Here is a 22,615-nt window from a genome sequence, read left to right as displayed (position 1 = left end):
AGCCAGCCATGCGCATTTTATGGATCCTGCCCTACTCGCCCTGGCCGGCCACCAGCGGCGGCAAGACGCGCCAGTTCCACCTGCTGCGCAGCCTCGCGGCGCGCGGGCACCGGATCACCCTGTTGCTGCATGACAAGCACCCGGTGTCGCTCGCCGACCGTCAGGTGCTGGAGACCTTTCTCGACCACCTGATCGTGCTGCCGCGCCGTCCACTGCGCAGCCTGAAGACCCTGGTGGCCGGGCTGTTTGCGCCCTACCCGCTGCTGGCCAGCGTGAATGGCCTGTCCGCGCCCTTGCAGGCGCGCTTCAACCAACTGCTCAACGAGCACTGGGACGTGGTGCAGATCGAGCACACCTACAGCTTCCAACCTTACGAAGACGCACTGGCGCGCACCGCCCAGCCTTTCGTGCTGACCGAACACAACGTCGAATCGGCCCTCGGCGCCGCCACTTACGATCGCCTGCCGAACTGGGCGCTGCCGTTTATTCGCTACGACCAGTGGCGCTACGGCCGCTGGGAACACCGGGTGATGCGCCAGGCGACGCAGGTGGTGGCGGTCACCGACAGCGATGCGCAAACGTTGGCAAAGATCGCCGGCAAGCCGGTGCCGGTGGTGGTCAACGGGGTGGACTGCGACCACTTCGCCGGCGCCCGCCCGGACCCGACCAGCCGCCGCGTGCTGTTTTTGGGCAACTACGAATACGCGCCGAATGTGGACGCCATCGAGTGGGCGCTGGATGAGATCCTGCCCAAGGTCTGGGAGCGCTGCCCGCAGGCGCGCATGAGTGTGTGTGGCTTCGGCATGCCCGACAGTTGGCGCACGCGCTGGCCGGATCCGCGTATCGAGTGGCAGGGGTTCGTGCCCGATCTGCTGAGCCTGCAATCGAGCTGCTCGGTGTTTCTGGCGCCGTTGCGCCACGGGGGCGGCTCCAAGCTCAAGGTGCTCGAAGCGCTGGCGGCCGGCCTGCCGCTGGCGAGCACCGAACAGGGCGTGTCCGGCCTGGACCTGGTGGAAGGCCTGGACTACCTCGGCGCCCAGAGCGCCACCGGCCTGGCCGACGCCGTGGTGCGCCTGCTGCAGTTTCCCGACGCCGCCACGCCCATGGGCGAAGCCGGCCGCGCCTACGTGCGCCGCGCCCATGACTGGAGTGTCGCCGCCAGCCAGCTGGAGCGCGTGTACGCCAGCCTTTCGCCGCTCACCGAAAAGGAACCCGCATGCGTGTAGGCCTTGATTACCGCACCGTCGGCACCTCGCCGCAATCGGGCATCAGCCGCCAGGTGTATGCGCTGGAAAGCGCCTTGCACACCTTGCCGGGCGTTGCGCTCGAGCGCTTTACCGTGGCGCCGCTGGGGGACGAAACGCGGCTGCAGGCGCACTGCCCGGCCTGGGGCTGCGCGAAAACCGCGATGCACCAGCCGCACAATCGCCTGCGCTTCGAAGCCGGTTTTTTGCCACGGGCGTTGCGCGAGCAGCATATCGATTTGTACATCAGCACCTTCAACATGGGCCTGCCGTTGCCACCCAAACCCAAGGGATTGCGCACGGTGGTGCTGCTGCATGACCTGTTCCAGATCACTCTGGACAATTACCACGCCAACCGCCTGAAGGCGTTGATCTACAAGACCAGCGATCGCCTGTCGATTGCCTACGCGGTGCACAGCGCCGACCGCGTGTGGACGCCGTCGCAGTACAGCGCCGATGAAACCGTGCGCCTGTTTCCCAAAGCGGCGGGCAAGGTTCGCGTACTGCCCAACCAGGTGGACAGCTTTGTCGAACTGGCGGCGGACCTCACTGCGCGGCAAATGCCCGAGCGCTATTGGCTGCTGGTGGGCACTCGCGAATTGCGAAAGAACGTGCCGTTTCTGGTGCAGGCCTGGCAGGAGGCCCGTCGGCTGTCCCCTGCCGTGCCGGAACTGGTGCTGGTGGGCAGCCTCGATCATCTGCCGCAAGCCCAGCGTAGCGTGGCGGGGATTCGCGCCTTGAGCGGCGTGTCGGATGCCGAGCTGCACGCGCTGTACCGCCGCGCCGCGCGCCTGTGGCAGCCGTCGTATGCCGAAGGCTTCGGTTTGCCGGTGATCGAGGCGCTGAGCGTCGGCACGCCGGTGGCCGTGGCCAGCGGTACGTCGCTGGATGAAATCACCCCACCCTCGGCGCCGCGTTTTTCGCCCACCGACGGGCCGGCGCTGGTGCAACTGATGGTGAACCTGGGCGAGCAGCCTGACGAAGAGTCGCCCGAGCAACGCCGCCAGTGGGCGCAGCGCTTCAACCATCAGGCCTATCGCCTGCGCCTGGTGCAACTGATCGAGGAATTGCAATGAGAGACTCCCTGGGCGCCCCTGTCGCGATCCTCTTCGGCCTGCTGTTCGGCGTAATGGCACTGGCGCTGTCACCGGCCAAGGCGTTGCTTGGCGTGGTTGGGCTGGCGGCGGCGGTGACTATCCTGCGCTTTCCGCTGTGGGGCTTGTTGCTGTTCGCCATGCTCGCGACGTTTATGCCGTATTCCACTATCAACCTGGGGATTCGCAGCACGGTCAGCGAGGCGATCCTCGCGCTGACCTGGGGCGCGGTGCTGTGGCAGACGTTTCTCTCGCGCCTGCCGGCGGCGCCCAGCCTGTGGCGCCGGCCCACCGACCAGATGCTGCTGTGGCTGATGCTGTTCAGCGTGTTCCCGTTCATTGTCGGCCAGGTGATCGTCGTCAATGTCGAAACCAGCGGCGTGGCCAACTGGCTGCGCTGGTTGCTGAGCCTGTCGGCGGTGTTTCTGTGCGCCAAACTGCTGGTGGAACCCAAACAGCGCGAGTCGCTGGTGGTCGCCCTGCTGCTGGGCACGCTGGCAATGCTGGTGATGTCGATTGCGGTGTTCGTGCGCACGCGTTCCGGGGCGGGCATTGCGCCGATCCTGGCGCTGCTCAATTACGGCAACTTCGACATGCTCAAATTCGGCCTGGAAGCGATGTCTTCGCGCATGGGCTCGCCGTGGATGCACCCGAACGCCATCGGCGGGATCATGGCGCTGCTGCTGCCCCTGGCGTTCTGCTTCGGCATGACCGAGCGCGGCTGGAAACGCGCACTGGGTCTGGGCGTGGCGTGCCTCGGCGCGGCGGCGCTGCTGCTGGCCAGCAGCCGTGGTGCGATGGTCAGCCTGGCGCTGGTGCTGATGTGGATGGCCACGCGCCGCGTGCCGTACACCGGGCGCCTGCTGATGATCGGCGCGGCGCTGACCGTGGCGCTGGTGCTGGCGTATCCACCATTGCAGGAGCGGCTGGCGACGATATTTTCGTCGGACAACGCCAGTACCGAAATCCGTTTCGACGAGTACCGCATGTTTCCCCAGGCGGTGGCGGCCTATCCGTTCGGCATCGGCTTCAAGGTCGACCCGCCGGTACCGGGCACGCCGTTTCTGGGGATCTCCAACCTGTGGCTGAATTTCATCTACAAGACCGGCATTGTCGGCATGCTGCTGTTCGTCGCCGTGACCGTGCGCTGGTGGCGCGAGGCGCGCCCGGAACGCGGCCCGATTCGCCTGACCAAGGACAATGCGCTGTGGCTCGGCAGCACTGCCGGGATCCTCGCGGCGCTGGTCAGCGGGTTGTTCGACCACTACTTCAGTTTTGCGGTGGTAATGGTCGCGCTGTTCTGGCTGATGGTGGGGCTCAATGTGCTGGAAGCACGCCGCCTGTTTGCGGCGCGCGTGCCGCAGGTCAAGCGCGTGGCCCATCGCAAACCGCTAACTGATGGCGCACGTCCCTGATGCTTGGCTCCGCCGCCTGGCTGACGCTGGCGACCCTGTTGGGTCTGTGCCTGGGGTTTGCGCGTGAATGGCTGCTGGTGGCGGCCTGGGGCGCGGGCGAGCGCAGTGACGCCTTCCTGATTGCGCTGTTTTTGCCCGAGGCGCTGCGCATGTCGTTGGCCGGCGGTGTGCTGAGTGCCGCGGCGTTGCCACTGTATCTGCAGCGCAAGGATGCCGACCGCCTGGGCTGGCTGACCGTGCTGTTCCCGGCCCTGATGGCGATTGCGTTGGTCACCAGCCTGCTGCTGACGCTGTTGGCGCCGTGGCTGGTGCAACTGCTGGGGCCGGGGTTGGCGGACAGCGCCACGGCACTCGCCGCCGGCAATCTGCAGGTGGTCGCCTGGTGCGTGCCGGGCCTGATGCTGCACGCACTGTTCAGCATTCCGTTGCAGGCCGGTGAGCGGTTTGTGTTGGCGGGGCTGGGCTCGTTACTGTTCAACCTGCCGCCGGTGACCTACCTTGCCCTGGCCGGAACCGCGACCGCGCCGCACACGCTGGCCCTGGCGTGCCTGGCCGGCAGCCTGCTGATGCCGCTGGCGCTGTTGCCGTCGATCTGGCGCCAGGGTTGGCGACCGTGGCGCTGGCAGTGGTCGCCGGCGCCGTTGCGGGAGCTGGGCCAGCGCATCGGCCCCTTGTTGCTGAGCAACGGTGCGAGCCAGGGCCTGGCGTTGATCGAACGGCTGGTGGCGTCGCTGCTGGGCGAAGGCGCGGTGACCTGGGTGAACCTCGCGCGCAAGCTGATGAACCTGCCGCTGATTGCGCTGATGAGCCTCAATCAGGTGCTGCTGGGCATGATGAGCCGCCGCCAGGGCGATGCGCGCCTGGCCCTGCTCAAACGCGGTCTGGACACCGCGAGCATGCTGACCCTGCCCGCCGGGGTCGGCCTGGTGGCGGCGGCACCGAGCCTGGTGGCGCTGCTGTTGCCCAGGCAGTCGGCGGACTCGCCGTTACCGCTGCTGCTGGCATGGTTCGCAGTGCCACTGGTGTTCGGCGCGTGGAACGCACTGCTGGCGCGTTATGCCTATGCGGCCGGTGACACACGCCAGCCCCTGCGCTGCGAACTGCTCGGCAGCCTGGTCAATGTGCTGCTGCTGGGCGCCCTGCCCTTCATGTTCGGCCTGGCCGGTATTCCCTTGGCCGCGCTGGCCGGGGTGATCTGCACGGCGTTGTTGTTGATGCAGCGTCAGGCGCTGCTTGGCGCCCTGCCCTGGGCCAGGCACTGGCTGCTGAGCGCAGCACTGATGCTGCTGGCGGGGTTGCTGCTGTTTCGAATTGACGGCGTGTGGCTGCAACTGGGGCTCAGCACCCTGGCCGGGGCCTTGGTGTTGCTGGGCATGGGGCTGTGGCTCAAGCCGTGGCGCAAGGCATGAATGATCGATCGGGAAGACGCCCATGAAACATCGTTGGATTCAAATGGATATCGCCAAAGGCATCGGCATCCTGGTGATCGTGTTCGCTCACAGCTGGTTCGTGGCGAACTCACGGGACCTGATGTACCCGATACTGGCGTCGTTCGTCATACCGCTGTTCTTCTTTTTATCCGGGGTATTTTTCAAGCCGGAACAGCCGTTTGTGGAGATGGCCGTGCGCAAGGCCGATGGCCTGCTCAAGCCGTTTTTTTTCACCCTGCTGCTGTATGTCAGCCTGCGTGCGCTGCTGCGCGACCAACCCTTGCTGCCGGACATTGGCGGCGTGTTCTATGCCTCGGTGGACACCATTCCGTGGCAGGCCATGTGGTTTCTGCCGCACATGTGGGTGGCGATCCTGTTCAGTTGGGTGATGCTGCGCCTGATCCTGCGGCTGAAGCTTGCGCCGTGGGCCAGTGCCCTGCTGCTTGCCGTGCAATTGCTGCTCGGGATCTGGATGTTGCCGCTGTTCTGGCAATGGCCAGTGACGCTCGGCGAGCACACCTGGGTACTGCCGGGGCTGCCGTTCAGCCTGGATATCACGCTGATCAGCAGCGCCTGCTTCATCGCCGGCTACCTGCTGCGCGACTGGCTGCGCACGCACCCTGGCAGTTGGCTGACGCTGTTGATCGCGGTGGTGGTGTTCGCCGTGTTGTTCGACTTGACCTGGGACACCATGGACCTGGCGCAACGGCGTTATGACCACTGGTTGTGGACCAGCCTGCTGGCGGTGATTGGCATGTACGCGTGCTGGGCGTTGGCGAAGGTGTTGACGGTCTCGGCGCTGGTGACGCGGGCGATGACCTACATCGGTCAGTCAACGCTGATCCTGCTGATTTTTCACGGGGAGATTCAGCACAAGACCTTCGACCTGATGCAACGCCTGGGGCTGCATCCGTTCCTGGCGGCGGGTGTGGGTTTGGTGGTGGCGGTGGTGGGGCCACTGCTGATCGGGGAGGTGATCAAGCGAGTGGCGGTTCTGCGGTTTTTCTACTTTCCGTTTCCGGTGGCGAAGCAACGCTGAGGCGGCTGTGGGAGCGGGCAAGCCCGCTCCCACAAGGGAGGGCGGGTTAGTCGTCGAGTTGTTGAGGGGCTTTGGCGCCGGGCTTGCCGGGTTTGCCCTTGGCGGGGGCAGGTTCGGCTGGCGCAGCTTCTGCGGCGGCGGCGGCCTCTTTCTCGGCCATGGGCATCTGGTCGATGGTGCTGAAGAACTCCTTGAGGTCGAGGGTATCCGGAGGCACGGTCTTCTCGAGCTTCTTCTCGCCGTCCTTGCCGATCAGGATCACCTTGGTGCCGCTGCCGGCGCCCAGCTTGAGGGCACGGATCAGCGCATTGGTTTCAGGCGGCGTGAGCTTTTTGTTGTCCTTGGCCTCCTTGGCGAACTTTTCCCCTTCGGCGCCGATACTGCCGAACTTGACGGTGTAGAACACCATGTTGCGCTCTTCGAACGACTGCTTGTTGGCAGGCTCGTCCAGCTGCTTCTGCAGCGTGGACAATGTGGCGTTACCGGAATCGAGCTCCACCACCACCAGCGGACGGGCCTTGCCCATGTCCTGCTTGAGCGGGTTGATATCATCCGCGGCCAACAGCGGCCCCGTAAAAGCCATCAAGGTAGCCAGGGTCAGCGACCGGATGAGCATGCGCACCTCCTTTGAATTGCGTGCAGGTTCTTGAGTTTCATGTGTGCGACCGTCAATTTCAAGGATGATTCCTACGCCGGGTTCTGAAAGCGTAGGTCAGGACGTGCGCCGCGCAAGGGATCAGGCCGGTTGGGCAGTGATTGTTTCTTCTGATTGCACGAACCTCACAGGCCATTCCAGTGTGGCCAATGCCGGGCGAATACCGGGGCCACGATCGGGTCGGCATCCACCTGCGCCAGGGTGTGGGCAAAGCCCGGGGCCAATGCGCTCAACGCTTCCCGCGCGCCGTCCCAGCGCGACACCGCCGCCGCCATGATGCCCAAAGCGTTCGGCGCATGGTTGGGCGCGAACAACTGTTCGGCAAACTGATCGGCAAACACCACCCAGGCCTGGTGCAGGTAGCGTCGCGTGCCGGTGACCAGTTGCGCCTGCAGCGCCTGATCGACGTCGCCCAGCCAGCGTTGCGGGTAGTCGATGATGCCAATGGCCGAATAGCAATTGGCAGCGATGTACAGCAGGCCACGCAGAATTTGCCCGCGATTGCCAGCCAGCAAGCCGGCGTCGGGAAACTCCAGGCCGAGGTGGATCAGGATGGCCGCGCTTTCGGTGAGGACCTGCCCATCGGGTGTGACCAGGGTAGGGATCTGTTTGAGCGGATTGATTCGCGCAAGCGCTTCACTGCCCTCGCCCTCATGCCAGGAACTGGCGTCCACGCGGTGCCACGGCACGGCGCAACGTTGCAGGGCAATCTCGATCATGCACGAGCCGGATTCGTCGGTGCCGTAGAGCGTATACATGGTGCTGCCTCCTTCAAAACAGCCCCATCTGTCCGCCGACCAGGGTGCTGAAATCGTCATCCACGAACGGCAGGATCGCCTCCGCCACCGGCTGCAATTGTCGCGTCACGTAGTGATCGTAGTCGATCGGCGCCTGCCGCACTTCCAGCGGCTCCGGGCCGTTGACGCTGATCACGTAGCTGATCCAGCCGCCACGCTGGTACTGGCGCGGGCGGCCCAGGCGGTCGTTGTAGTCATCAGCCAGGCGCGCGGCGCGTACATGGGGCGGCACGTTGCGCTCGTAGTCGTCCAGGCGCCGGCGCAGACGTTTGCGATAGATCAGCAGTTCATCGAACTCGCCGCTCACGGTGCGGCGCACGTAGTCGCGAATGTAATCCTGATGGGGCTGGCGGTGGAAGATGCGCTGGTAAAGCTCCTGCTGGAACCGCCGGGCCAGGGGCGACCAGTCGCTGCGCACGGTCTCGAGGCCCTTGTAGACCATCTCTTCGCTGCCGTCGGCGCGCACCACCAGTCCGGCGTAGCGTTTCTTGCTGCCCTCCTCCGCGCCACGGATGGTCGGCATCAGAAAGCGCGTGAAGTGGGTCTCGAACTGCAGCTCCAGTGCACTGTGCAGGCCGAACGCCGTCTGCAGGTGCGCGCGCCACCACTCGTTGACGTGGGCGACCAGCGCCTGGCCGATGCGGCTGGCGTCCTCCTGGGCGTGGGCGCTGCCGAGCCAGACGAAGGTAGAGTCGGTGTCGCCGTAGATCACTTCATAGCCCTGGGCTTCAACCAGCTTGCGGGTCTGGCGCATGATTTCATGGCCCCGCAGGGTAATCGACGAGGCCAGGCGCGTGTCGAAGAACCGGCAACCGCTGGAACCGAGGACGCCGTAGAAGGCGTTCATGATAATTTTCAGGGCCTGGGACAGCGGCGCGTTGCGCTCACGCTTGGCCACCTCGCGGCCTTCGGAAACCCGCGCGACGATAGCGGGCAGGCAGTGCCGGGTGCGGGAAAAACGCGCGCCGCGAAAACCTTCCACCGAGTCGCTGTCGTCGGGGTGCTTAAGACCTTCGATCAGGCCCACCGGGTCGATCAGGAAGCTGCGGATGATCGACGGGTAGAGGCTTTTGTAGTCCAGCACCAGCACCGATTCATACAGGCCCGGACGCGAGTCCATGACAAAGCCGCCGGGGCTGGCCTGGGGTGGTTTGTCGCCCAGGTTCGGCGCAACGAAGCCCTGACGGTGCATCAGCGGCAGGTACAGGTGGGTAAAGGCGGCGACGGAACCACCGTTGCGGTCGGCCGGCAACCCGGTGACGCTGGCCCGCTCCAGCAGGAACTTGAGCAGCTCGGTCCTGGCGAAGATCCGCGTGACCAGCTCGCAGTCCTTGAGGTTGTAGCGCGCCAGGGCGGGCTTGTCCTCGGCGAACATGCGGTTGATTTCGTCCATGCGCTGATACGGCGTGGAAATATCCTTGCCTTCGCCGAGCAGGGTTTGCGCGACGTTTTCCAGGCTGAAGGACTCAAAACTCCAGGTGGCCGAGCGCAGGGCTTCGATGCCGTCGATGATCAGGCGCCCGGCGGCGGCGGCGAAGTAATGATTGCGGCTGCCATGTTCGCGCCACGCCATCGGCTCGTCGCCACGGCCAAGCATCAGCGGCACGTTGAGGCGCTGGGCATGTTCGTGGAGCACGCGCAGGTCGAACTGCACCACATTCCAGCCGATGATCGCATCGGGGTCATGGGTGGCGAGCCAGAGGTTGAGGGCCTCGATCAGTTGAGCACGGGTGTCGCAGTAGTCGAGCTTGAAGTCCACCGCGCAGGCGTTGTTCGGCGGGCCGAGCATGTACACCTGACGCTCGCCGCAACCTTGCAGGCCAATGCAATAGAGATCGCCCTGGGCGGTGGTTTCAATGTCCAGGGACACCAGCTTGAGCGGCGGGCGGTAGTCGGGGGCGGGTTTCATCTGCGCGTCGAGCAAGGTGCCGTCGGCATCGGGGGTGCCACCGAACCACACCGGGGCGGTGATGAAGCGCTCCATCATGTAGCGCTCGGGCGGGCGCACGTCGCCCTCGTAGACGTCAACGCCGGCGGTGCGCAGGCGCTTTTCCAGGTCCATTGCCTGGCGGTGCTGGCGCGTATACAGGCCCAGGACGGGGCGGTGATGGAAATCGCACAACTGCAACGGCCGCAGCTGGATGTCGCGCTCGTCCTTGAGCAGCCAGTCGAGCGGTTTGCGATGGGCTTCGGGGATGAACATCACCGAGGTCTGTACGGGCAGGCGGACAAACCTGGGCCCCTGGTCGGTGGCCAGCCAGAAGCTGACCTGCGTGCCCTCCGGGGTGTCGCGCCAATGCCGGGTCAGGACGAAACCCTGCTGTAAATCCACCGTGCCGCACCTCAAACATTGCGTTCAGGGGGTGATTCTACCCGGCATCCGGCCGGACGCGGCAGGTTAACGCTCGCGCGGAGCCTAATCTGACAAATTTGTTGCAAAACGCTAATAACAATTACTATCATTTGCACCGGAGTCGTATCCGCGCAGTGAGGACGCGCAACGCTGTTGCCCTTTTCCTCACATTGACGGTTCTCCGTCAGGATCGACCATGCCCACCTGTAACCGACTCGCCGTGCCGTTTCTCCCTACCCTGCTCGCCCTTTGCTGCTCCCTGAGCCTTACCGCACAGGCTGCTACCGCGGCCGATCCGACTACGCGCCAGGACGGCAACACACTGGAATTGGGCGCCACCAACATCAGCGCCGACGCACCCGCGCCGAACGCGCTGCCACCGGCGTACAGCGGCGGACAGGTGGCACGCGGTGGCCAATTGGGTGTGCTGGGCAATCAGGACATCATGGATGTGCCGTTCAGCATGGCGTCCTATACCGAGAAGTTGATCCGCGACCAGCAGGCCGAAACGGTGGCCGATGTGCTGCTCAACGACTCGTCCGTGCGTCAGGCCTCGGGGTATGCAAACCAGGCGCAGGTCTTTGTGATTCGCGGCCTGCCACTTAATGGTGACGACATTTCCTTCAACGGCCTGTACGGCATTCTGCCACGTCAGATCATGTCCACCGACGCGCTGGAGCGCGTGGAAGTGTTCAAGGGCCCCAATGCCTTTATCAACGGCGTCACGCCGGGCGGCTCGGGCATTGGCGGCGGCGTGAACCTGCAACCCAAACGCGCCGATGATGTGCCGCTGCGCCGCTTCAGCACCGATATCAGCAGTGATGGCCGGGTGGGCGAGCATCTGGATGTGGGCCAGCGGTTTGGCGAGGGCAATCGGTTTGGCGCGCGGGTGAATATTTCCCAGCGCGAAGGCGATACCGGCATTGATGACGAGAACCAGCGGGCCAAGCTGTTCGCCGTCGGCCTGGATTATCGTGGCGATGCCCTGCGTTTATCGGGTGATTTCGTTTACCAGAAACAGCGCGTCAACGGCGGCCGTAACTCGGTGTTCCTGGGCACCGGCGTCACCCACATCCCGAGTGCACCCTCGGCCGATACCAACTACGCGCCAAGCTGGAACGCGACCAACATCGAGGACACGCTGGGCATGCTGCGCGGCGAATACGACCTCAACGACACCTGGACCGCCTACCTTGCCGCCGGCGCCAAACATACCAATGAAAGCGGGCGCTATTCGTCGGTGACCCTGACCGATAACTTCGGCACGGCCAAGGTGACCGGTTCGCGCATCGCCCATCAGGAAGACAACACCAGCCTGATGACCGGTCTCAATGGCAAGTTCCAGACCGGTGCGGTCAGCCACCAACTGAACCTCGGCCTGACAGGCACCTGGACGCAGGCGCGCAATGCCTACGAGTTCGACTTTACGCCCAATGCCAGCAACCTCTACCACCCTTCCAGCGACATTGCACAACCGCTGCGCGGCACGGTGAACGGCGGTGACCTGGGTGACCCCGGCATCACCGCCAAGACGTTCGTGCGCAGTGCGGCCATCTCTGACACCTTTGGTTTCCTGGATGACCGTCTGCTGTTCACCGCAGGGCTGCGCCATCAGGAAATGGTCATGCAGAACTATGCGTATGGCTCCGGCCCGCGCAGCTCCAACTACACGGCGTCAATCAACACGCCGGTTTACGGGATCGTGTTCAAACCCTGGGAGCATGTGTCGTTTTATGCCAACCATATCGAAGGCTTGACCCAGGGGCCGACGGCTCCCGTGTCATCCGGTGGCCTGACGGTGACCAATAGTGCACAAGCCTACGCGCCCGCCCGCTCGAAACAGACTGAAGCGGGGGTAAAACTGGACATGGGCACCTACGGCGCAACGCTGGGTGTGTACCGTATCGAGCAGCCGAGTGATGGTTACTCGATCCAGACTGGCGCGACCACCGCCGCCTATGTGCGCGAAGGCCAGCAAATCAACCAGGGGGTGGAGCTGAATGTCTTCGGTGAGCCTGTGAGTGGTTTGCGTTTGCTCGGTGGCGTAACGGTAATGAAGACCGAGCTCAAGGACACGCTCAATGGCGCCAACGACGGCAATCGCGCAATCGGTGTGCCTTCGTTCCAGCTCAATGCGGGGGTGGATTGGGATGTGCCGGGCCTGCAGGGCGCAACCCTCAGCGGTCGCATGCTGCGCACTGGCGGCCAGTATGCCGATGCGGCCAACAACCTGAGTCTGCCGGCCTGGAATCGCTTCGACCTGGGTGCGCGCTATACCTTCAAGGTGGATCAGCGCGATGTGACGCTTGGCGCCAATGTGGAGAATGTCGCCAATGAGAAATACTGGGAGTCGGCGTTGGGGGGTTACCTGAGTCAGGGTGAACCGCGTGTTGCCAAGTTGTCGGCGACGATCGATTTTTAATCGCCATCGAAACCGGGCATCGCTATCGATGCCCGCTTGAGTCACGCCTGGCGAGCGGCGCCCAGGTAGCTTTCGATATTGCCCATCTGGTCGTCCCAGCCACGGGAGTTCATCTTGAACGCCTTCTGACGACGGGCTTCAGGCACCTTGTCGAAACCGGATTCGACCACCCGCAGCAGGATGCCTGGTGCACGGTCCTCGATGGTAAATTCGACCAGCGTCGGGGTTTCGTTGTCGTAGTCGACGCCCTCCAGCACCGCGAAGGGATGCCAATGGAAAGAGAACAGGGTTTGCGGCAGGATGCGTTCGATTCTGGCTTTCCAGACCACGTGTTCGTAGCCCGGATAAGTGATCGGCGCTTCGACGGTCTCCCCTTCGACAAAGCGCTTGCCCTTGAGGGCAACGCCGAACCAGGCGCCAAATTGCTCGGCATCGGTGAGTGCTTCCCACACCTTTTTACGTGAAGCGTTGAGCAGAATTTTCCGCTCGATGCGATCCAATACGTGCATAAGTCACCTCCTCCATTGACCTTAGGTGACATCGACAGATGCGCAACCCGGGTTGCGCGCGATGATGCCCCCGTCCTTGACCAAGCCAATGGTTATGACTGACCCGTTGCAGGGAAGTTGCTTTTGTAATCTGCGCGCTAACGGCTTGATCTAGACGCGCGGGTCACCTGGCGCCTTGCTCGGCGTCGCGTACTGCGGCTTCAGGTGGCCTTCCTGGTCGAGCAGCCAGGCGTCCATGATCTGCCTGACCACAGGGCCGGCCACGCGTCCGCCGGCTTCGCCGTTTTCAATCATCACCGAGATCACGATTTTAGGGTGCTCGGCCGGCGCGAAGCCGACGAACAAGGCGTTGTCACGATGGCGCTCCAGGGTCTTGTCGCGGTTGTAACGCTCGCCCTGCTTGATCGCCACCACCTGCGCCGTACCACTCTTGCCGGCGATGCGGTATTGCGCACCCTGTGCCGCAGCCCGAGCGATGCCGCGCGGGTCGTGCATCACCAGTTGCATGCCGTGATTGACCTGCTCCCAGTCACGCGGATCCTTGAGAACGACATTGGGCATCGGGTTTTCGTCCACCGGCGGCACACCATTGATGGTCTTGGCCAGATGCGGCCGATTCCACACGCCCTTGTTGGCGATCAAGGCCGTGGCCTGGGCCAACTGCAACGGCGTGACCTGCATATAGCCCTGGCCGATACCGAGGATCACCGTTTCGCCGGGGAACCAGGGTTGACGTCTGGTCGCGCGCTTCCAGGCCTGAGATGGCATGAGGCCTGCGGACTCTTCGAACATGTCCAGCGAGACTTTCTGGCCGAGGCCGAATTCGGCCAGGTAGTCGTGCAGGCGGTCGATGCCCAGCTTGTGGGCGAGGTCGTAGAAGTAGGTGTCGTTGGAGCGCATGATCGCCGCATCCATGTCCACCCAGCCGTCGCCACTGTGGTTCCAGTTGCGGTATTTGTGATCGAAATCCGGCAGTTGATAGTAGCCCGGGTCGAACACACGGGTTTGCGGGGTGACGACGCCACTGTCCAGGCCCGCGATGGCCACTTCCGGCTTGATGGTTGAGCCTGGGGCGTACAAGCCTCTGAGGACGCGGTTGAACAGCGGTCGGTCAATGGAGTCGTGCAGTGCGGCGTACTCCTTGAAACTGATACCGGTGACGAACAGGTTCGGATCGAAACTGGGTTTGCTGACCATGGCCAGCACTTCGCCGGTTTGCGGATCGAGAGCGACCACCGAGCCACGACGGTCGCCCAGGGCCTCTTCGGCGGCTTCCTGAAGGTGAACGTCGAGGCTCAGGACAATATTTTTACCGGGGATCGGATCAGTGTGCTTCAGCACTCGTAATACACGGCCCTGGGCATTGGTCTCGACTTCTTCATAGCCGACATGACCATGCAACTCGGATTCGTAGAAGCGTTCAATACCGGTTTTACCGATGGACTGGGTGCCACGGTACTCCACCGAATCCAGGGCCTTGGATTCTTTCTCGTTGATACGACCAACGTAGCCGATGGAGTGTGCGAAATGCGCACCGAGCGGGTAATGCCGAACGAACTGCGGTTCGACATCCACTCCGGGCAGGCGGAATTCGTTAACCGCAAACAGAGCAATCTGTTCTTCCGTCAGCTCGTAAAACAATGTGACAGGAACGAAAGGATGACGTGCCTGCTTCAATGCCTTGTCGAATACCGCACGGTCTTCGGCAGGCAAGTGCAGCAGGCTGACGATGGCGTCCAGCTCCCCCTTGAGATCAGTGGCGCGCTCCCGGGTGATGGTGAGGTTGTAACTGGGACGGTTGTCAGCCAGCACCACGCCGTTACGGTCATAAATAAGGCCGCGGGTTGGGGTGATGGGCAGAACATGGACACGGTTGTTTTCAGAGATCGTGGAGTGGTAATCGAACTGCACCACCTGCAGGAAATACAAGCGGCCCACCAGGGCACAGGTGATGCCAATCACCAGCAGGGCGCAGGCCAGCAGGCGCTTGTTGACCAAGCTATTTTCTTTTTCGTGATCTTTGATCGGTATGGGTCCTGGCATTTCTACAGCATCTCGTTGAAGAAGGTCGACGCCGCATCCTGCGGAAAGAGATCAATCCTTGTGAAAAGGTGGTGCACCATACCAAAAATGCAGAAACACTTTGCATCGATTTCCCGAACGGCAGGTCGGTGATGGCGTCGGACGTCGATCAAAACGGTGCACGTTTAGTGAATACTTTTCCAACGCCCAAAACAAAACCCCATCTGCTTTCGCAAATGGGGTTTCGGAATTTAATCTTGACGATGACCTACTCTCACATGGGGAAACCCCACACTACCATCGGCGATGCATCGTTTCACTACTGAGTTCGGGATGGGATCAGGTGGTTCCAATGCTCTATGGTCGTCAAGAAATTCGGGTACTGAGTCGTGGCCAGATGGCCTCGCTTCAGCAAATTGGGTATGTGACAGCTGTCGGTGTTTTGTGAGCGTCGAACTTTCGGTTCATCTCGTCTTCACACACCGCAATCTGATGCTTCTACTTGTTTCCAAGTCAGGAGTAGTCAAATTGCTTGGGTGTTATATGGTCAAGCCTCACGGGCAATTAGTATTGGTTAGCTCAACGCCTCACAGCGCTTACACACCCAACCTATCAACGTCGTAGTCTTCGACGGCCCTTCAGGGAACTCAAGGTTCCAGTGAGATCTCATCTTGAGGCTAGTTTCCCGCTTAGATGCTTTCAGCGGTTATCTATTCCGAACATAGCTACCCGGCAATGCCACTGGCGTGACAACCGGAACACCAGAGGTTCGTCCACTCCGGTCCTCTCGTACTAGGAGCAGCCCCTCTCAAATCTCAAACGTCCACGGCAGATAGGGACCGAACTGTCTCACGACGTTCTAAACCCAGCTCGCGTACCACTTTAAATGGCGAACAGCCATACCCTTGGGACCGGCTTCAGCCCCAGGATGTGATGAGCCGACATCGAGGTGCCAAACACCGCCGTCGATATGAACTCTTGGGCGGTATCAGCCTGTTATCCCCGGAGTACCTTTTATCCGTTGAGCGATGGCCCTTCCATACAGAACCACCGGATCACTAAGACCTACTTTCGTACCTGCTCGACGTGTCTGTCTCGCAGTCAAGCGCGCTTTTGCCTTTATACTCTACGACCGATTTCCGACCGGTCTGAGCGCACCTTCGTACTCCTCCGTTACTCTTTAGGAGGAGACCGCCCCAGTCAAACTACCCACCATACACTGTCCTCGATCCGGATAACGGACCTGAGTTAGAACCTCAAAGTTGCCAGGGTGGTATTTCAAGGTTGGCTCCACGCAGACTGGCGTCCACGCTTCAAAGCCTCCCACCTATCCTACACAAGCAAATTCAAAGTCCAGTGCAAAGCTATAGTAAAGGTTCACGGGGTCTTTCCGTCTAGCCGCGGATACACTGCATCTTCACAGCGATTTCAATTTCACTGAGTCTCGGGTGGAGACAGCGCCGCCATCGTTACGCCATTCGTGCAGGTCGGAACTTACCCGACAAGGAATTTCGCTACCTTAGGACCGTTATAGTTACGGCCGCCGTTTACCGGGGCTTCGATCAAGAGCTTCGCGTTAGCTAACCCCATCAATTAACCTTCCGGCACCGGGCAGGCGTCACACCCTATACGTCCACTTTCGTGTTTGCAGAGTGCTGTGTTTTTAATAAACAGTCGCAGCGGCCTGGTATCTTCGACCGGCATGAGCTTACGGAGCAAGTCCTTCACCCTCACCGGCGCACCTTCTCCCGAAGTTACGGTGCCATTTTGCCTAGTTCCTTCACCCGAGTTCTCTCAAGCGCCTTGGTATTCTCTACCCAACCACCTGTGTCGGTTTGGGGTACGGTTCCTGGTTACCTGAAGCTTAGAAGCTTTTCTTGGAAGCATGGCATCAACCACTTCGTGTTCTAAAAGAACACTCGTCATCAGCTCTCGGCCTTAAGATCCCGGATTTACCTAAGATCTCAGCCTACCACCTTAAACTTGGACAACCAACGCCAAGCTGGCCTAGCCTTCTCCGTCCCTCCATCGCAATAACCAGAAGTACAGGAATATTAACCTGTTTTCCATCGACTACGCTTTTCAGCCTCGCCTTAGGGACCGACTAACCCTGCGTCGATTAACGTTGCGCAGGAAACCTTGGTCTTTCGGCGTGGGTGTTTTTCACACCCATTGTCGTTACTCATGTCAGCATTCGCACTTCTGATACCTCCAGCAAGCTTCTCAACTCACCTTCACAGGCTTACAGAACGCTCCTCTACCGCATCACTTACGTGATACCCGTAGCTTCGGTGTATGGTTTGAGCCCCGTTACATCTTCCGCGCAGGCCGACTCGACTAGTGAGCTATTACGCTTTCTTTAAAGGGTGGCTGCTTCTAAGCCAACCTCCTAGCTGTCTAAGCCTTCCCACATCGTTTCCCACTTAACCATAACTTTGGGACCTTAGCTGACGGTCTGGGTTGTTTCCCTTTTCACGACGGACGTTAGCACCCGCCGTGTGTCTCCCATGCTCGGCACTTGTAGGTATTCGGAGTTTGCATCGGTTTGGTAAGTCGGGATGACCCCCTAGCCGAAACAGTGCTCTACCCCCTACAGTGATACATGAGGCGCTACCTAAATAGCTTTCGAGGAGAACCAGCTATCTCCGAGCTTGATTAGCCTTTCACTCCGATCCACAGGTCATCCGCTAACTTTTCAACGGTAGTCGGTTCGGTCCTCCAGTTAGTGTTACCCAACCTTCAACCTGCCCATGGATAGATCGCCCGGTTTCGGGTCTATTCCCAGCGACTAGACGCCCTATTAAGACTCGCTTTCGCTACGCCTCCCCTATTCGGTTAAGCTCGCCACTGAAAATAAGTCGCTGACCCATTATACAAAAGGTACGCAGTCACCCAACAAAGTGGGCTCCCACTGCTTGTACGCATACGGTTTCAGGATCTATTTCACTCCCCTCTCCGGGGTTCTTTTCGCCTTTCCCTCACGGTACTAGTTCACTATCGGTCAGTCAGTAGTATTTAGCCTTGGAGGATGGTCCCCCCATATTCAGACAAAGTTTCTCGTGCTCCGTCCTACTCGATTTCATGACTAAGAGATTTTCGCGTACAGGGCTATCACCCACTATGGCCGCACTTTCCAGAGCGTTCCGCTAATCTCAAAGCCACTTAAGGGCTAGTCCCCGTTCGCTCGCCACTACTAAGGGAATCTCGGTTGATTTCTTTTCCTCAGGGTACTTAGATGTTTCAGTTCCCCTGGTTCGCCTCTTACGCCTATGTATTCAGCGTAAGATAACCATCTTATGATGGCTGGGTTCCCCCATTCAGACATCTCCGGATCAAAGTCTGTTTGCCAACTCCCCGAAGCTTTTCGCAGGCTACCACGTCTTTCATCGCCTCTGACTGCCAAGGCATCCACCGTATGCGCTTCTTCACTTGACCATATAACCCCAAGCAATCTGGTTATACTGTGAAGACAACATTCGCCGAAAATTCGAATTTCTCAGTTAAGAGAACTCACAAATTTTACCTTAGCCTGATCCGTTACCAGTGAAAGTAACGTTCAGTCTATCTTTCTATCACATACCCAAATTTTTAAAGAACGATCTAATCAAAGACTAGAAATCAATATTCACTTCAGAATATTCATTTCTAAACTCTAACAGCAGAAGCAGTTAATGGTGGAGCCAAACGGGATCGAACCGTTGACCTCCTGCGTGCAAGGCAGGCGCTCTCCCAGCTGAGCTATGGCCCCGTATTTCTACAGGCGTTTCCCACACAAAATTGGTGGGTCTGGGCAGATTCGAACTGCCGACCTCACCCTTATCAGGGGTGCGCTCTAACCAACTGAGCTACAGACCCAATTTCGAGCGCGTAACTGATTAGCTAAGAGCTATCAGCTTGGAGCTTAAAGCTGCTTCTATCGTCTTCTTCAATGAATCAAGCAATTCGTGTGGGAACTTATGGAGCAGCTGATGTCGTCGATTAAGGAGGTGATCCAGCCGCAGGTTCCCCTACGGCTACCTTGTTACGACTTCACCCCAGTCATGAATCACACCGTGGTAACCGTCCTCCCGAAGGTTAGACTAGCTACTTCTGGTGCAACCCACTCCCATGGTGTGACGGGCGGTGTGTACAAGGCCCGGGAACGTATTCACCGCGACATTCTGATTCGCGATTACTAGCGATTCCGACTTCACGCAGTCGAGTTGCAGACTGCGATCCGGACTACGATCGGTTTTGTGGGATTAGCTCCACCTCGCGGCTTGGCAACCCTCTGTACCGACCATTGTAGCACGTGTGTAGCCCAGGCCGTAAGGGCCATGATGACTTGACGTCATCCCCACCTTCCTCCGGTTTGTCACCGGCAGTCTCCTTAGAGTGCCCACCATTATGTGCTGGTAACTAAGGACAAGGGTTGCGCTCGTTACGGGACTTAACCCAACATCTCACGACACGAGCTGACGACAGCCATGCAGCACCTGTCTCAATGTTCCCGAAGGCACCAATCTATCTCTAGAAAGTTCATTGGATGTCAAGGCCTGGTAAGGTTCTTCGCGTTGCTTCGAATTAAACCACATGCTCCACCGCTTGTGCGGGCCCCCGTCAATTCATTTGAGTTTTAACCTTGCGGCCGTACTCCCCAGGCGGTCAACTTAATGCGTTAGCTGCGCCACTAAAAGCTCAAGGCTTCCAACGGCTAGTTGACATCGTTTACGGCGTGGACTACCAGGGTATCTAATCCTGTTTGCTCCCCACGCTTTCGCACCTCAGTGTCAGTATTAGTCCAGGTGGTCGCCTTCGCCACTGGTGTTCCTTCCTATATCTACGCATTTCACCGCTACACAGGAAATTCCACCACCCTCTACCATACTCTAGTCAGTCAGTTTTGAATGCAGTTCCCAGGTTGAGCCCGGGGATTTCACATCCAACTTAACAAACCACCTACGCGCGCTTTACGCCCAGTAATTCCGATTAACGCTTGCACCCTCTGTATTACCGCGGCTGCTGGCACAGAGTTAGCCGGTGCTTATTCTGTCGGTAACGTCAAAACAATCACGTATTAGGTAACTGCCCTTCCTCCCAACTTAAAGTGCTTTACAATCCGAAGACCTTCTTCACACACGCGGCATGGCTGGATCAGGCTTTCGCCCATTGTCCAATATTCCCCACTGCTGCCTCCCGTAGGAGTCTGGACCGTGTCTCAGTTCCAGTGTGACTGATCATCCTCTCAGACCAGTTACGGATCGTCGCCTTGGTGAGCCATTACCCCACCAACTAGCTAATCCGACCTAGGCTCATCTGATAGCGCAAGGCCCGAAGGTCCCCTGCTTTCTCCCGTAGGACGTATGCGGTATTAGCGTCCGTTTCCGAACGTTATCCCCCACTACCAGGCAGATTCCTAGGCATTACTCACCCGTCCGCCGCTCTCAAGAGAAGCAAGCTTCTCTCTACCGCTCGACTTGCATGTGTTAGGCCTGCCGCCAGCGTTCAATCTGAGCCATGATCAAACTCTTCAGTTCAAACATCTTTGGGTTTTTAAGAAACCCTAAACTTGGCTCAGCAATCGTTGGTTATTCTTTGATTTCTCGCGGAGTAACTTGTGATGCTGATAATCTTGTTGACTATCAGTCTGACTCCACAAGCACCCACACGAATTGCTTGATTCAGTTGTTAAAGAGCGATTGGTTAAGATCTTTCGTCTCAACCGAGGCGCGCATTCTACAGCAGCCTCATTTGCTGTCAAGTGATTATTTTCAGAAGCTTTCGAAGAATTCTTCAACAACTTCAACCACTTGCGCTTCAGATCTCTCGTTAGCGGGAGGCGAATTCTACAGCATTACACGCTGCTGTCAACACCTCTTTTCCTCCGCTTTCGACCGAGAAGATCGAAACGTTAATAGCGCCAAACAACACCACACTATCAACTTCTTCTGGACTTCGATGAACTGAAGCAACTCGCTGTCGAATCTTGCATAACTGCTTGTTTACCAAGGAGTTTTCCGTTTCGACTGCGCCGGAAGTGGGGCGAATTATAGACATCCAGAATCTGCCGTCAACCCTTAATTTTGATTTTCTATCAATCCATACCAATTTGAGCAGGCCACTCTTTATAGGCATAGGCACGTTGCGTTGAGCAATATATTGCTCATCAAGCCACACTTGAGCATCATAGCGTCCTCTGCCGTTAATAACCCTGGACAAACTTCCTTAATGATCACCGCACCCCGCAGCCTGGCATCGACGCTGTTCCCGGTAGGCCTCCTGTTAATAGCCATGGCCTCGATCCAAACCGGTGCCTCGCTGGCCAAAAGCATGTTCCCGGTCGTTGGCGCACAAGGCACCACCACTTTGCGCCTGATTTTCGCCAGCATTATCATGCTGCTCATATTACGTCCGTGGCGCGCCACGTTCACGGCGAGATCGCTGCGCACCGTGTTCATCTACGGGATAGCGCTGGGCGGCATGAACTTCCTCTTCTATATGTCGCTGCGCACCGTCCCCCTGGGTATTGCGGTAGCCCTTGAGTTCACCGGCCCTCTCGCTGTGGCGATCTACGCCTCGCGCAGGGCAATAGATTTTCTATGGATCGCGCTAGCGATTATCGGCCTGCTCCTGCTCATACCAACCGGCGAAGCCAGCAATAGCATTGACCTGACAGGTGCTGCCTACGCGCTGAGCGCAGGCGCGTGCTGGGCGCTCTACATACTGTTCGGGCAAAAGGCCGGTAATGACAATGGCGTCCAGACCGCAGCGCTGGGTGTAATGATCGCTGCCCTGTTCGTCGCACCGATCGGTATCGTACACGCCGGCAGCGCACTGTTGACGCCAGCCTTGATACCCGTCGCCATCGCCGTAGCTATTCTCTCAACCGCCCTGCCCTACACCCTCGAGATGGTCGCGCTCACCCGTCTTCCTGCCCGCACATTCGGCACACTGATGAGCATCGAACCCGCATTCGGCGCGCTGTCGGGTTTGCTCTTTCTGCATGAACACCTCTCCTTCGCGCAATGGATGGCCATCACCTGCATCATCCTGGCGTCCACAGGCGCAACCCTGACGATGCGTAACCAAGCCAAACCGCTGGTGCCTGTCGACTGATCATCTTTCAACACCGGGGATGGTATTTACTGCTCTTTTAGGCCATGTTTAGGGCGTAAACGGATAGCATTCATGGAGAGTTTCGACAAGGACAGCGCGGACGCACAATCGAGAGCGAACACAGCCTGCTTCAAGCAGTTTTGCCAAGCGGCTATTAAGGATGCGAATGAAGCGAATTTTGATACTGTTAGTGATCGTGGCCGTTTCAGGCTGTGCCGCGACCACCAAGACAGAAGTTAAGCGGGGCAAAAAAGGGCTGCATATCAACTGTTCCGGCCTGTCCTCCTCCTGGGACCAGTGCTACACCAGTGCGGCCAACGCATGCGGCGCCAAGGGCTACCGGGTGATCGCCAAGTCCGGCGAAAACTCCGAAGAACCCGGGGACTATCCGTTCGGCCTCAACCCTGCCGGTTACACCAGTCGCAGCATGATCGTCATCTGCAAGTAATCGCCTGAGCAGTCCGCCCATGACTGCTTCTGTATAGCCTAGCCCACTCGACCATCGCCGCAACGGCGCCCTTACCCGGGCGCCCCAACCGC

Annotated in this window: 14 protein-coding genes, 2 tRNA genes and 3 rRNA genes; 8 read left to right on the top strand and 11 right to left on the bottom strand. The window is 59.7% G+C overall.

Annotated features, from left to right (window positions below):
- Positions 1 to 8: 8 nt before the first annotated feature.
- From JOE32_RS01645 to JOE32_RS01625, 5 genes are read left to right on the top strand one after another with little or no spacing between them, the layout of a single operon-like run.
- Positions 9 to 1,226, top strand: coding sequence for a glycosyltransferase family 4 protein (locus JOE32_RS01645; protein WP_209980848.1), 1,218 nt, complete (start codon positions 9 to 11; stop codon positions 1,224 to 1,226).
- The gene (locus JOE32_RS01640) at positions 1,217 to 2,320 is read left to right on the top strand and encodes a glycosyltransferase family 1 protein (RefSeq protein WP_209980846.1); all 1,104 of its coding nucleotides are present in this window, start codon (positions 1,217 to 1,219) and stop codon (positions 2,318 to 2,320) included. The genes JOE32_RS01645 and JOE32_RS01640 overlap by 10 nt, the downstream gene beginning before the upstream one ends.
- Positions 2,317 to 3,753, top strand: coding sequence for an O-antigen ligase family protein (locus JOE32_RS01635; protein WP_209980844.1), 1,437 nt, complete (start codon positions 2,317 to 2,319; stop codon positions 3,751 to 3,753). The genes JOE32_RS01640 and JOE32_RS01635 overlap by 4 nt, the downstream gene beginning before the upstream one ends.
- The gene (locus tag JOE32_RS01630) at positions 3,753 to 5,162 is read left to right on the top strand and encodes a lipid II flippase MurJ (RefSeq protein ID WP_209980842.1); all 1,410 of its coding nucleotides are present in this window, start codon (positions 3,753 to 3,755) and stop codon (positions 5,160 to 5,162) included. The genes JOE32_RS01635 and JOE32_RS01630 overlap by 1 nt, the downstream gene beginning before the upstream one ends.
- Before the next feature lie 22 nt (positions 5,163 to 5,184).
- Positions 5,185 to 6,222, top strand: coding sequence for an acyltransferase family protein (locus JOE32_RS01625; RefSeq protein WP_209980839.1), 1,038 nt, complete (start codon positions 5,185 to 5,187; stop codon positions 6,220 to 6,222).
- Positions 6,223 to 6,268: 46 nt separating this feature from the next.
- On the opposite strand, the gene JOE32_RS01620 is transcribed toward JOE32_RS01625, so the two are convergent.
- The 3 genes from JOE32_RS01620 to JOE32_RS01610 form a co-directional block, all read right to left on the bottom strand.
- Positions 6,269 to 6,838, bottom strand: coding sequence for a DUF4174 domain-containing protein (locus JOE32_RS01620; protein WP_209980837.1), 570 nt, complete (start codon positions 6,836 to 6,838; stop codon positions 6,269 to 6,271).
- 164 nt (positions 6,839 to 7,002) lie between these two features.
- Positions 7,003 to 7,635, bottom strand: a complete 633-nt coding sequence (locus JOE32_RS01615) for a glutathione S-transferase (RefSeq protein WP_209980835.1) — start codon at positions 7,633 to 7,635, stop codon at positions 7,003 to 7,005.
- 13 nt (positions 7,636 to 7,648) lie between these two features.
- Complete coding sequence (locus tag JOE32_RS01610; RefSeq protein ID WP_209980833.1) at positions 7,649 to 10,006, bottom strand: DNA polymerase II; 2,358 nt, start codon at positions 10,004 to 10,006, stop codon at positions 7,649 to 7,651.
- A gap of 217 nt (positions 10,007 to 10,223) precedes the next feature.
- Between JOE32_RS01610 and JOE32_RS01605 the strand changes: the two genes are divergently transcribed.
- A complete protein-coding gene (locus JOE32_RS01605) occupies positions 10,224 to 12,449 on the top strand; it encodes a TonB-dependent siderophore receptor (protein WP_209980831.1) in 2,226 nt (741 codons plus the stop codon).
- A 41-nt stretch (positions 12,450 to 12,490) separates the two neighbouring features.
- Here the strand turns inward: JOE32_RS01605 and JOE32_RS01600 are convergent, their stop codons facing one another.
- From JOE32_RS01600 to JOE32_RS01565, 8 genes are all read right to left on the bottom strand, one after another.
- Complete coding sequence (locus JOE32_RS01600; RefSeq protein ID WP_209980830.1) at positions 12,491 to 12,958, bottom strand: SRPBCC family protein; 468 nt, start codon at positions 12,956 to 12,958, stop codon at positions 12,491 to 12,493.
- A gap of 150 nt (positions 12,959 to 13,108) precedes the next feature.
- On the bottom strand, positions 13,109 to 15,001 hold the full coding sequence (mrdA, locus tag JOE32_RS01595) for a penicillin-binding protein 2 (RefSeq protein WP_209980828.1): 1,893 nt from the start codon (positions 14,999 to 15,001) through the stop codon (positions 13,109 to 13,111).
- 234 nt (positions 15,002 to 15,235) lie between these two features.
- Positions 15,236 to 15,351 (bottom strand): 5S ribosomal RNA (gene rrf, locus JOE32_RS01590).
- A 172-nt stretch (positions 15,352 to 15,523) separates the two neighbouring features.
- Positions 15,524 to 18,415 (bottom strand): 23S ribosomal RNA (locus JOE32_RS01585).
- A 237-nt stretch (positions 18,416 to 18,652) separates the two neighbouring features.
- Positions 18,653 to 18,728 (bottom strand) — tRNA-Ala (locus JOE32_RS01580).
- Between the two features lie 30 nt (positions 18,729 to 18,758).
- Positions 18,759 to 18,835 (bottom strand) — tRNA-Ile (locus tag JOE32_RS01575).
- Between the two features lie 124 nt (positions 18,836 to 18,959).
- A 16S ribosomal RNA gene (locus tag JOE32_RS01570) occupies positions 18,960 to 20,496 on the bottom strand.
- Together the 16S, 23S and 5S rRNA genes with 2 tRNA genes alongside form the textbook arrangement of a ribosomal RNA operon.
- A 292-nt stretch (positions 20,497 to 20,788) precedes the next feature.
- Complete coding sequence (locus JOE32_RS01565; RefSeq protein WP_209980826.1) at positions 20,789 to 21,178, bottom strand: hypothetical protein; 390 nt, start codon at positions 21,176 to 21,178, stop codon at positions 20,789 to 20,791.
- Positions 21,179 to 21,187: 9 nt separating this feature from the next.
- Between JOE32_RS01565 and rhtA the strand changes: the two genes are divergently transcribed.
- Entirely contained in the window at positions 21,188 to 22,075 is an 888-nt protein-coding gene (gene rhtA / locus JOE32_RS01560; protein WP_209980823.1) for a threonine/homoserine exporter RhtA, read from the top strand.
- A 166-nt stretch (positions 22,076 to 22,241) separates the two neighbouring features.
- Entirely contained in the window at positions 22,242 to 22,523 is a 282-nt protein-coding gene (locus tag JOE32_RS01555; protein ID WP_209980821.1) for a hypothetical protein, read from the top strand.
- Positions 22,524 to 22,615: the final 92 nt, after the last annotated feature.

Source organism: Pseudomonas sp. PvP025, from assembly GCF_017832155.1.
Taxonomy (GTDB): domain Bacteria; phylum Pseudomonadota; class Gammaproteobacteria; order Pseudomonadales; family Pseudomonadaceae; genus Aquipseudomonas.
This window is presented reverse-complemented; position numbering and strand designations above follow the sequence as displayed.